This is a genomic window from Bacillus sp. z60-11 (assembly GCF_046464135.1).
In the GTDB taxonomy this organism is placed as follows: domain Bacteria; phylum Bacillota; class Bacilli; order Bacillales; family Bacillaceae; genus Bacillus; species Bacillus sonorensis_A.
On the sequence record NZ_JBIYSN010000004.1, the window covers coordinates 473,966 to 487,108 of the forward strand.

Annotated in this window: 4 protein-coding genes, 2 tRNA genes, 1 rRNA gene and 1 pseudogene; 7 read left to right on the forward strand and 1 reads right to left on the reverse strand. The window is 44.1% G+C overall.

The genetic code is table 11. The annotated features are described in order from the left end of the window. Window positions 1-36: 36 nt before the first annotated feature. Window positions 37-1,770 (reverse strand): annotated as a pseudogene (locus ACINLD_RS14645) (sensor histidine kinase); the annotation flags it as partial. A gap of 345 nt (window positions 1,771-2,115) precedes the next feature. Here ACINLD_RS14645 and ACINLD_RS14650 point away from each other — a divergent pair. The 7 genes from ACINLD_RS14650 to ACINLD_RS14680 all read left to right on the forward strand — a co-directional run. Beyond that, window positions 2,116-3,183 (forward strand): response regulator, encoded by a 1,068-nt coding sequence (locus ACINLD_RS14650; RefSeq protein ID WP_026586033.1) that lies wholly within the window; start codon window positions 2,116-2,118, stop codon window positions 3,181-3,183. Window positions 3,184-3,445: 262 nt separating this feature from the next. Continuing rightward, entirely contained in the window at window positions 3,446-9,358 is a 5,913-nt protein-coding gene (locus tag ACINLD_RS14655; RefSeq protein WP_256860208.1) for a SpaA isopeptide-forming pilin-related protein, read from the forward strand. Window positions 9,359-9,458: 100 nt separating this feature from the next. Next, entirely contained in the window at window positions 9,459-10,091 is a 633-nt protein-coding gene (locus ACINLD_RS14660; RefSeq protein ID WP_077735615.1) for a class A sortase, read from the forward strand. 608 nt (window positions 10,092-10,699) lie between these two features. Further along, window positions 10,700-12,163: a sugar porter family MFS transporter gene (locus tag ACINLD_RS14665; protein WP_256860238.1), complete on the forward strand. Its 1,464-nt coding sequence runs from the start codon at window positions 10,700-10,702 to the stop codon at window positions 12,161-12,163. Window positions 12,164-12,780: 617 nt separating this feature from the next. After that, window positions 12,781-12,857: transfer RNA gene (locus ACINLD_RS14670), tRNA-Arg, on the forward strand. A gap of 10 nt (window positions 12,858-12,867) precedes the next feature. Next, window positions 12,868-12,941, forward strand: a tRNA-Gly gene (locus ACINLD_RS14675). A gap of 104 nt (window positions 12,942-13,045) precedes the next feature. Continuing rightward, a 16S ribosomal RNA gene (locus tag ACINLD_RS14680) occupies window positions 13,046-13,143 on the forward strand; the annotation flags it as partial.

Sequence of the window (13,143 nt, forward strand, 5' to 3'; positions counted from 1 at the left end):
GGCGGATCCTTTTCCGATTTCCGATTCAACCCATATGTCCCCGTTTTGCAGTTTCACCAGCTGTTTAACAATGCTTAAGCCGAGTCCGGACCCGTCATTTTGATGTTTTTCATTCTGCTGAAAAGACTCAAATATCGTTTGACGAGCTTTCTCAGGGATGCCGACACCGGTATCGGCTACCGTTATTTTGATCATGCCGTTATGCGACATATTGGCAGAAAGCGTGATTTGTCCTTCCGGCGTAAATTTAATCGCATTGTCGACCAGATTGGTCATGATTTGCCGGAAGCGGTTTTCGTCAGCATAAACGGGAGGTAGACCGGCTGGAATATGACGGATGATATCCAGGTTTTTATTTTTGGATAAAAGCCGGTAGAAGTCCATTTCCGTATCAATCGCCGAATCGATGTCGACGGGAACCGGGTGAATCGTGAGTACGCCCTGTTTCATTTTTTCCAAATCAAGAATATCATTCACCAGACTTGACAGCCGGTAGCCCATGCGGATGACCAGCTGGACATTGTCTTTTTCTTCTTCTACCGTTCTCTTTCTTCTGCCTGCCAATAATGTCTGACATATATTAATAATGCTGTTCAGCGGTGTTTTAAACTCATGCGATGTTTTAGCGATAAACTCATCCTTTGATCGATCGGCGATAAGCAGTTTCCGGGACAATCTTTCATTATCGCGGAAAGCGCCGGCAAATTGCTGGGCCATCAAGAGAACAATCATGATTAAAGCAATGACTGACGGCAATGAATAAATCGAGTTGAATGAAAAGACCGCTTTGCCGGTGTATGCGGAAATCGTCGTTAATATGATATACGCGCTCATCGATAAAGAAGCGAGTGTCAGGTACAGGCCTCCTTCCATTTTTCGAACGGCGGCAATCGCAAAAATATAGGTAATATAAATGAGAGTCGTCACAGCAAGAACGGAATGCAAAATATATGAGAGACGATCGGTGTAATCGATGGTTATCAAATCATTGGCCAGCACCAACAGAGAGAAGGCGGTCGCAGCGATTAAAAACCGTTTTGAGACAATCTCCCTGTACCCATAATAGAGATAGAGAAAGACCGCAATGCTGGCAAACACCGTTGTGATCGCACGAAAAGGACTCAACACAGAAGTTGAAACGGACGGAAAGAAGAGAAATATCATCCGTTCTTTTCCTATCAGCAAAATGATGAACGAAAAGAGAAGACACATCACAGAAAAAAACAGCAGATGCTTATCCTTTCTTCTGTGCAGGAAAAAGCCCAAAAAGTATAAACCTGTAATGAAAAATGCCGTGATCATAACAGCATCATTCAGGAAAGAAATTTTGCTTTCACGCAGGATTTGTTCTTGGGTCCCAAAAGTCAACGGCTTTGCGATTCCCCATCCGGGCACTTTTGCGAAATTTGAAAATTGCACAATGAGTTCATTTTCGCCCCGGTGAATCGTGAAAAAGCTTGTATACGGTTTGTTTTGCGCCGGAAAATCAGCTTGGTCGGATGGGGTTCCGCTTTGCCCGATTAATGTTCCGTTGAGATAGATGCGATTTGCATTGTAAATAAATGAAGTGCTGAGTCCGAACGTTTGCTTATCCTGATCTGTGCGGATGGTCAGTTTGTACGTGCCGTAGTCCACATTTTCTTCCGGTTTCAACAATTTTACATTGCTGGGGACATCAACAAATACCGGATTTTTGCCTTTTCCTGAGTGAATGGCTTTCGGCGACAGAAGCTGATTTTTGTATAATGTCCACTCCCCGTTCAGCTCCATGTTTCCGTCTTTTTGAAAATCCCAGTTTTCAAGGTTGATCCTTCCTTGACTGGCTTCGGGATATTTTGTCTCCGACAGCGAATTAACGGCTACGAAAATAAAAAAGAAGGCAGCATATCCTAGAATAATTGAAATAAAAATGAATACCTTTTTCAAACAGCAGCACTCCTTATCCTGATTAACTTCTGAGCCCTTCTAAAATCCTATTTAATCAGTCATGATATTGTAGTCACATATGTTAAAAAATTTCAATCCTCTACAAAACAATCCAACTTAATAGGTCATTAGGCATGATATAATGAAATGATAATTGGGTGATTTGTATAAAAATGGGGTGGATGATTCGTGAAAGCGTTAATTGTTGATGACGAGGAACTGGCATTGCTTCATTTTAAAGTTATGCTTGAACGGACGAATTTCTTTCAATCCATTGCAACCTTTCAAGATCCGGTTGAAGTACTGGAATATTCAGTTCTTGATGTGGATGTGGTGTTTCTTGACATTGAAATGCCCGGGATCAGCGGCATTGAGCTGGCAGAAGCGCTTCAATCGATGAATGACGACATCCAAGTCGTTTTTATCACGGCCTATAATGAATTTGCCATTAAAGCGTTCGAACTGAATGCCGTTGATTATTTGCTGAAACCCGTGGATTACGACCGGCTGCTGAAGACGGTTGAACGAATCAAAACGAACGGCAGGAACTCCGCGGAAAAGACCGGAGCACACTTTTTTATTCAATGTTTTGGCAGCCTGCAATTTTACGAAGTGATCAAAGGTGACAAAACATACATGCCGGTCAAATGGAGAACGTCCAAAGCTCGTGAAGTATACGCATACTTGCTGCATCATCAAGGACGTGTCGTCAGCAAGGACACGCTGATCGACTTATTTTGGCCGAATTTCGATTTTTCCAAAGCCAGTACACAGCTTTACTCAACGATTTATCAAATAAGGAAATTAATCGGCCGGCTTCCTTTCAGCCAATCCATCGATAAGACCGAGACAGGATATATCTTGAGGTTGTCCGACGCAAAAATCGATGTCATTGAATGGGAAAAGTCGATTAAAGAAATTCCGCCCCTCAATCCATCTGCAGTCAATCGCCACATGGAGCTTTTAAAGGCATACGAAAACCATTACTTTATGGAGCACGGTTATCTTTGGGCAGAACCTGAAAAGACGCGGCTTACCCAGCTGTGGCTTGGAAAGGCTTATGAACTGATCGAGTATCTCATAGATGAAAAGCGGTACAGCCAAGCGATGGATGTATGTATGCAGATCGACAAAATAGAACCTTGTGACAGTAAAATGATGCAATACAAGATTCAATTATTTAATAAAACAGGGAAAGTGGAAGAGGCGATCAAGGAATACCAGCGCTACAAACGAATGAAGGATCAAATGAACTAAAAGGCCGGAATGTCCGGTCTTTTTTTATGTACAGATATTGTATAGTTCGATTTCATACAATGTAGTTTGGTTCGGATGAAGTCATTTCTAAAGTGGGAAAACAACGTACAACGCCTCGGGATAACCCTGATATCACCGCTCAACATTCAGCAATGATTTTAAAATACCAAATCATTCGGCAGTTAAGCCTTGTTTCAGGAAGGAGGCCGCAAGCAAAGATTCCAAGAGTATATCGATTATGGAAAAAGGAGGAATAATTATTTTGAGATCGAGAACATTGCCGTCCGGCCCAGGAAAAAGCAGAAGGCTCAAGCCGTTTTTGCTCACAGGTCTTACGCTGTTTTTTATTGTCAGCCAGGTGCTCGGCTTTTCAATGCAAATACAGGCAGCCGGCGATCCGACAAATAGCGGGTCATTCGTCGATTCTGTGACAGTCAAAAACGGCAGCGGCCAAACGGTTGACGGCTCAATCAGTGAAGAGCCCGCATTAACACCGGGGGATGAAGTGACACTGACATACGAGTGGTCACTAAAACAAGATCAGAAATCAGATTTAGGAAAAGATATCATTGTGCAGATTCCTAAACATTTCGCATTCGACCAGGATGCTGCAGGTGAAGTGAAAACAGCGGATCAACAGGTGCTCGGCAGCTTTAAAGTGTCGGCGGCAGAACATACCCTGACGGTCAAATTAAACAGCACCGCTGGCGATTTGAATGAGGCAAAAGGGGCTATCAAACTGCCTGCCAAATTTGCCGCTGATGTGAAAGCTGATGCCAAAACGGTAACAGCGTTGTTTGATTTAGGCGGCGGCAAGACCCAGCAGGTCATAATCCCATTAAAGAAAGAGGAGACATCTGACACCGGATCAGAAACAGCTGATAACGATTCTTCGGAATCTAAAGGTGGAAAGCAGGCAGCTGATCAATCAGATGAGTCAAGCGCACAGGATCAAGAAGCTTCGCAAGCAAAACCATCTGACGACTCTGAGACAGAGAGCGCAAAAGCGGCAACATTCTCAAATCAATCGGCTGGGAGCAGCCTTGCGTCCGCAGAAAATCAAATCACACAAAACATTTTGACAGGCGTTGAGTTGACGGATGAGAATGGCAATCCGTACGATCAAAGCAATCGCGCCAATACGAATTCTCCGGCCAAGATCACAATCACCTGGGCGATCCCGGATGATTTGGGCAAAACAATAAACGCTGGCGATCGCTACGAATTTGATTTGCCTAAGGAATTTATCATGCATAATGACATTACAAATCAGCCGTTGAATGCCGGCGACACCACATATGGTTCATTTTCGATCGATAGAAATGGCCATGTCGTCATGACATTTAACGACCAGGTCAAAACAGATTCAAATGTCAAAGGGACTTTGTTTGTCAACACACAGTTCAACCAGCAAAACATTAAAGGTTCAACTACGCAAAAAATTGTTTTCCCGGTTCATTCCGATACGCCGGAAGTAACGGTTTATTTTAAACCGAATGTCAGCAAAAAGATTGATAAATCAGGGGCTTTGGATAAAGGCATCAACCCTGGCAAAGCGACATGGACGGTCGATATCAACAAAAAATTAGACCAGGTCAAAAATGCCAAACTCACTGAAAGCCTTCCAGAAGGATTGATCTATCGTTCGGTTAAAGTTTATAAACTTGATGTGAACATTGACGGCTCTGTCAGTCAGGGGAGTGAAATCACTTCAGGCTACAGTGTCGATGGAAATGGAAACATCACATTCGACGGGCAGATCGATTCAGCTTATCGTCTTGTCTATGAGACAGACATTGACAACAGTGCAAAACCGAGTGAAGGCGGAAATGTGACGCTGACGAACAAGGCGGCATTCAGCGGGGACAATTTGGAACCGGCTTCGGCGGAGGCCAGCCTCACTGCCAAGTATGGAAAAATGATCGACAAATCCCTGAGCGGTTACAAGGCGGATTCACAAACGTTCAGCTGGGCAGTTTTATACAACTACGGAGAAAAAACGATAGAGCAATCAAAGGCCAGCATCACCGACACGTTTGGTTCCGAAGATGTGCACCTTGTTTCGGATTCCTTGAAGGTCGTTCCGATTACCTTTGGTGAAAACGGCAGCGAGAAAGCCGGAACCCCGTTAGTGGAAGGCGAGGACTACACGCTGACAGACAATGGAAGCGGCTTTGTCGTTCAATTTAAACAAGATATCAATGGTGCATACAAGATCACTTACCAAACAGGGGTCAACAATGGAGTGATCATTGATCAAGCGACAAAATACACCAATACTGCAACGGCCGGGACAGGGGAATCAAAGGAGTCTTCAGGAACCGCCGTCCAGCAGAACCTGATCAAAGGCTATTCGAATGTTGACTATGAGAATAAGACGGTTGATTGGACGATTACAATTAATAGGAACAACTACATGATGAACAATTGGACGTTGGATGATCAATTTGTCAGCGGTGGACTGGCGCTCATTGACGGTTCACTCGCCATTCAAGATGTAACAAAGAACGCAACACTTGAGGAAGGCAAAGATTATACCTTGACAAAGAAACCTGATGATCAAGGCTTTACATTGGCATTCATCGGAGATTATGCGAAGACGGACAGCCAGTTTAAGATCACGTATAGAACGAAAATGAACGCTGATTTTTCCAATGAGAATACAAAAAATACCGCTGAATCAACATGGACGGATCATAGCGGCACGAAACGCAAGAATAAGGAATCAAGCGGTTTTACACCGAATAACCAGACTTCCCATAATGGATTCAAAAACGGTTCGTACAATGCAGTGTCTAAAGACATCACCTGGAAAATCGGAACCAACTATAATGGAGAGTCCGCAAAAAATCCTTATATAAAAGATGTGATCGCAGACGATCAGCGATATGTTCCCGGTTCGCTTTCTGTGAAGAAGTATACGATCAATAAAAACGGCTCCATCACAGAAGGAGACGCGCTTGATCCTTCCCGATACGAGGTGGAGGAACCGTCAGCCGACAATGACCATACATTGACCGTGCAGCTGAAAACAGATGACTCTGCCCCGTATCTGATTGAATTTAAAACATCACTGAAAGGAAAGGTCATTCATCAGAGCCCGTATACAAACAAGGCCACATACCATAATGAAGGTCATACAGACCGGACTTTGACAGGCTCTGTCTCAGTCGCAAACGGCGGAAGCCTGATTTTTAAAGGCGGAAAGCAGAATGGCAGCTATATCGATTGGAACATCAATGTCAACGCCAGCCAATCGACGCTGGACGATGTCAAAGTCACTGACACCCCGGATGCAAATCAAATGTTGGATGGGGATTCTTTTAAAGTTTATCAAGCCAAATACGATGAAAACGGAGTGGTCAAAGACAGCAGCGGAAATCTTGTCGCGGGCGATGTTCAGCTTCAGAAAGACAAAGACTATACATTGGACATCACAACCGATCCTGCAACGGGTGAACAATCATTTACCCTGAAATTCATAGGAAGCTACAAACAGATTGACCGCGCCTATGTCATTCAATATCGCTCCTTGATTAACATAGCGGGCACGAGCGGCCATGTCGGCAACAAAGTGTCGATTTCCGGTACGAATGTTCAAGAGCAGACTCAGGAAAACGGCAGTTCCGTCTTTGTCGTGATTTCAAGCGGCGGCGGGTCCGGATCAGGGGAGAAAGGAAGCCTGACCATCTTTAAAACAGGAGAGGACAATAAACCTCTTCAGGGAGCCGATTTTCAATTGTGGTCCAAAGACAAAAAGCAGCTTCTGCGCACAGGAACGACAGATGCCGAAGGAAAGATGACGTTCGGTAATATCCGCTACGGCACTTACGTATTAAAAGAAGTAAAGGCGCCTGAGGGATACACCATCAGCGATACTTTTGCAAACGGAGTCACTGTGGAGATTGACAGCAACTCCTCCAGTGCCGGGGCGCTGTATAAAGTCGTGAATCAGAAAAACAAGGTGACGCTTATCAAAAAAGATGAACAAAACAACCCTTTAAAAGGAGCTATATTCAAGCTGGAGAAAAAATTCAGCAACGGCACTTTTACGACGATCAGGACGAATATTACAAGCGATGAAAACGGAAAAGTTGAAATAGAAGGTTTGCCGGCTGGCGATTATCGCCTGACTGAAACCAAGGCTCCGGCAGGATATATCGTAAATACAAAAGCAATTGAATTCTCAGTCACGAAGAATGACAAGAATCAAGTGCCTGATATTAATTTGGGCCAACTGATCAATTATAAAGGCAGTGTGCAGCTAACGAAGGAAGATGGGGAAGGCCATTCGTTAGCGGGAGCAGTATTCAAGCTTGTTGATCAGGAAGGAAAAACGGTTCAGGAAAATCTGGTCTCAGATCAGGACGGGAAAGTGAAGGTTTCTGGTCTCGCGCCTGGCCGCTACGCCTTCATCGAAACAAAAGCACCATCCGGATTTGTATTGAACAGCGAAAGAAAAGCGTTCACCATCTCCGAAGCGGCTGAAGGAAAGCCGAAAGCGGCGGATGCCGGTATTTTCGTCAACTACAAAGGCTCCGTTCTTTTGACGAAGGAAGATACAGAAGGACATGGACTTGAAGGAGCCGAATTTAAAATCGTTGATGAGGAAGGAAAAACGGTTCAAGACAATCTGATCTCAGATCAAGATGGAAAGATCACGGCTTCAGACCTCGCACCTGGCCGCTACGCCTTCATCGAAACAAAAGCACCATCCGGATTTATGTTGAACAGCGAAAGAAAAGCGTTCACCATCACCGAAGCGGCTGAAGGAAAGCCAGAAGCGGCGGATGCCGGTATCTTCGTCAACTACAAAGGCTCCGTTCTATTGACGAAGGAAGATACGGAAGGACATGGACTTGAAGGAGCCGAATTTAAAATCGTTGATGAGGAAGGAAAAACGGTTCAAGACAATCTGATCTCAGATCAAGATGGAAAGATCACGGCTTCAGATCTCGCACCTGGCCGCTACGCCTTCATTGAAACAAAAGCACCGTCCGGATTTGTGTTGAACAGCGAAAGAAAAGCGTTCACCATCTCCGAAGCGGCTGAAGGAAAACCGGAAGCGGTAGATGCCGGCGCAGCCGTCAATTACAAAGGCTCTGTTCGATTAACCAAAACAGATCAAGACGGAAACGGATTGGAAGGCGCTGTTTTCAAAATCATTGATGACAATGGAAACACGATCAAAGACGGACTTGTTTCTAAAAAAGACGGTACAATTGAGGTCGCCGATTTGGCTCCTGGCCGCTACCAATTTGTTGAAACACACGCACCAGACGGCTATCTTTTGCAAACCAGCCCTGTCGCTTTCACCATCACGGCGCAAGATCAAGGAAAGCCGGAACAGGTTGAAGTGAAGGCCGTTAACGCGAAAAACAGCGTCGTGCTGACAAAAGTTGATCAGAATGATAAACAATCCGTTCTCCAAGGGGCGACGTTCAATCTGATTGACGGAAACGGCAAAGTGCTGTTAACCGGCTTGACCACCGATGACAAAGGACAGATTACAGTCCACGGTCTCAAACCGGGCGAATACCAGTTTGTCGAAACAAAAGCGCCTGAACATTACGAGTTGGATCAAACGCCAATTTCGTTCAAGATCAAAAATACCGATACGAAACCGGTTGAAATCATCGCCGCAAACAAATTGACGCCGGGCGCCGTAAAGCTGACAAAAGTCGATCGAAACGATAAGCACACCGTTTTGGAAGGTGCCGAATTCAAGCTTTTAGACGCCGATGGAAAGCCTGTGACAACAAACGCCTACGGCAAAGACCTGCCTTCAGTCTGGAAAACCGATAAGGACGGTCAACTTATGATCGAAGGCCTTGAGCCTGGCCGCTATCAATTGGTCGAAACAAAGGCGCCAGACGGCTATGAACTGGATGACACACCGCTAGTCTTTACGATTAAAAAAGGACAGTCAAAAGCGGCTGAAGTAACGGCTTTTAATACAAAAGTCAAAACGGAACCGGTCGATAAAAACACAGCGGGTGGCAACGACCCCCGTTCTGACAACGATGGTTCAGCAAGTCATATGAAAGCAGACAAAACGCTTCCGAAGACCGGGGATACAGACAACATGATCCAGATCATGACCGGCATTCTGCTGCTTCTGGCAGGAGGAGCATTGGCCCTGCACGCAAGAAAGAGACAAAGAAACACGCAATAGGCTTTGACAGCACCTGATCACCTGAAAAACTGATCAGGTGCTTTTTTAAGAACGAGTTGCGCCGCCAGAACCAGGATTGGCGGCTGAAAGGATTTTTCACATGCTGAAAAAAATGATGATTGCTCTGTTGATTCTTTCAGGGGGGGTGCTCGTCTGTTCGCCCTTCATTAAAGAAAGCATCATTGGCTATCTAAGCCATCAGCAAGATTGGCCGAGCGCGGAGCAGGCGCAAAAAAATAATGAAAAAGAAGCATTGTTTGACTTCGATGCGATTCAGCCGCCTTCTTTTTTGGAAACATTAAAAACGGGTATCGATCAAAAACCGAAAGCGGTCATCGGCCGAATCACGATCAAGAGCGTCGATATCCGTCTTCCGATATTAAAAGGCACAACCAATCAAAACCTCCTCTTCGGAGCGGCGACCATGCGACCCGATCAAAAAATGGGTGAGGGAAACTACCCATTGGCCGGCCATCATATAAGGCAGAAAAGCCTTCTGTTTGGACCTTTGCTTGATATAAAAAAGGGAGCTCGAATCGTGATCACCGATTTTAAAAAAGATTATATCTACTCTGTTACTTCCAAAAAAGTGATGTCGGAAATGGACGCAGCCGTAGTGTTTGAAACAAAGGAAAAGCAGATTACACTGATCACATGCGACAAAGCAGAAAGAACCGACAGACGCCTCGTTGTGAAAGGGACATTGGTACAAGTCGCTGATCATCAAACATAAGTACGGACGAATCATTAAAGCGGAGGATGACACCGGATTGGTCGCTTAAGGCTGCGCGAATCTATGTGGTCATACACCAAGGATGGGAAATAATCCTTGGTGTTTTTTTATTTGTGGTGATTCTACAATTCACAAAGAAGTGACAAAAACATCACTACAACATAACAAAAATAAAAAATGAGGGATTGATGCCTAAAAATAAAAGAGAAAATGTTGAAAACCGGTATTAATGCCTGATATTTCTCTGTTTAGGGCGAAAAAATAATGAAAATATAAAATAATTTTCTGAAATTTGTGTTGACTGAAAGCGCTTTTAAAATTATGATAATAACAGACATCACAAAAAGATCACAAAAACATAACTACAACATAACAATCTATCAAAAAGAATGAATGGATTAGCCTCAACCGTTAAAATGAAAACGATTCCAAAAGCTGGCGGCATCATTCTTCAGCTGTGTGATGTCGGAAGAGAACGTTTTATTCTTCCGTTAACTCAGGTATCTTCTTTTTCTAATAAGAAAGGATGTTTTAAAAAGAGGAGGGGATGACTTAGGCGATGAACAAGGTTTGAATTTGGTACTTAAATCTCGATTAAGGAATGAGTTATCGATACCTTTGCAAATAAACATGACAAACAAAGGCGGGAGAAATATATGAATGAACACGGAAATCAAAAGTCATTTTTGCGCACTATTATTATCGTCTCGACATTCGGCGGGCTGCTTTTCGGATATGACACCGGAGTTATCAATGGCGCTTTGCCATACATGGCCGAGCCGGATCAGCTTAATTTAACCGCACTTACCGAAGGGCTTGTGGCGAGCTCCCTCCTTTTAGGCGCTGCACTTGGCGCTGTGTTTGGAGGCAGGCTGTCTGACTATGTCGGCCGTCGTAAAAACATTATCTTTCTTGCCGTTCTTTTCTTTATCGCAACGCTCGGTTGTACACTTGCACCAAATGTAACTGTCATGATTCTCTCTCGTTTCTTTCTGGGGCTTGCTGTAGGGGGAGCGTCTGTCACGGTGCCGACTTATTTAGCGGAAATGTCTCCTTCAGAAAGAAGGGGGCGGATGGTAACCCAGAACGAATTAATGATCGTAAGCGGACAGCTTGCTGCCTTTACTTTTAATGCCATTCTCGGCACGACAATGGGTGACAGCTCTCATGTTTGGCGCTATATGCTGGCCATTGCTGCCGTTCCCGCAATCTTTTTGTTCTTCGGGATGTTAAGAATGCCTGAAAGCCCACGCTGGCTTGTTTCAAAGGGAAAAAATGAACTTGCCTTAAACGTTTTGAAAAAAATCCGTGATGACAAGCGCGCCAACTCAGAATTGGCAGAAATTGAAACCGCTATCACGAAAGAATCGGAGATCAAGAAGGCAACATATAAAGATCTTGCGGTTCCTTGGGTGCGCCGAATCGTATTCCTTGGAATCGGAATCGCCATCGTTCAGCAGGTTACGGGTGTAAACTCCATTATGTATTATGGAACCGAAATCCTTAAAAATTCAGGTTTTGAAACGAAAGCAGCACTTATCGGAAATATTGCAAACGGTGTCATTTCGGTTCTGGCAACATTTGTTGGGATTTGGCTGCTCGGCAAAGTCGGACGGCGGCCCATGCTCTTAACTGGTTTAGTAGGAACGACATCAGCGCTTCTGCTTATTGGAATCTTCTCAACTGTGCTTGAAGGCTCAACAGCTCTTCCGTATGTTGTGCTTGCTTTAACCGTAACGTTCCTCGCATTTCAACAGGGAGCTATTTCGCCGGTCACATGGCTGATGCTTTCAGAAATCTTCCCGTTGCGCCTGCGCGGTCTTGGAATGGGAGTTACCGTATTTTGTTTATGGATCGCCAATTTCTTTGTCGGACTCTTATTTCCGATTCTTCTTGATAAAATCGGGCTGTCTTCGACATTCTACATCTTTGTTGGACTGGGAATTCTCTCGATCACATTCGTGAAAAAATTCCTGCCGGAAACGAAGGGACTTACGCTTGAGCAGCTCGAACATAATTTCCGCAACTACCAGGATGAAAATGTACAAAACAGTGTGAAAGTTAGCGGATAACAGATCAAGTAAAACAATAGCAGGTGGAATGCAGGCGGGAGAAGATGTACTCCCGCCTATTTTTGTTCAATGTATATAAGCGATCAATAATAAGAGGCGAAAACTTAAAGAGCTGGCAGAACAGCTCCGTTCGCAAGTTGGAGGTACAATCCAGCTTTTGCGGCGTGCGCACAGTTGAAAACAGCTGTCGAAAAAGATGCTGCAAAATAAAAGCTTCATTAAATGCATTGATAAGATGTGCCGCTGCCTTTGATTAGAACGTGGAACATCGGTATAATAAAAGGGAACATTTTATGAGAATAAACATATAAATAAAAGCCAAGTTGAACTTAGAGCATGAAGACTCGGAGAAGGCATGTTTATTTTGAATAAAAAAATCAAAAAAAGTATTGACTATCGAATTGAGTACATGATATATTATTATTCGTCGCTGATGACAGCGGAATGATTCTTCAGATTACAACAGTTGATGTTTTTCATCTGAAGGGTGTACAAATGAATTAAAATGTGTATAATAGATAAGGCCGAAACAAAAGCCATGATCCTTACACGAAAAAATAAAAAAACCTGTTGACTTTAACTGATTTTCATAGTATTATAGTTAAGTCGCTGATAAAGCGCCCGTAGCTCAATTGGATAGAGCGTTTGACTACGGATCAAAAGGTTAGGGGTTCGACTCCTCTCGGGCGCGCCATAACAATAATGCGGGTGTAGTTTAGTGGTAAAACCTCAGCCTTCCAAGCTGATGTCGTGAGTTCGATTCTCATCACCCGCTCCATTTTTTGAAAAATGATCTTTGAAAACTAAACAAGACAAAACGTACCTGTTAATTCATTTTTAAATAAATCGCACATGCGAATGTGCGTAGTCATTATCAAACTTTTCATGGAGAGTTTGATCCTGGCTCAGGACGAACGCTGGCGGCGTGCCTAATACATGCAAGTCGAGCGGACCGATGGGAGCTTGCTCCCTGAGGTTAG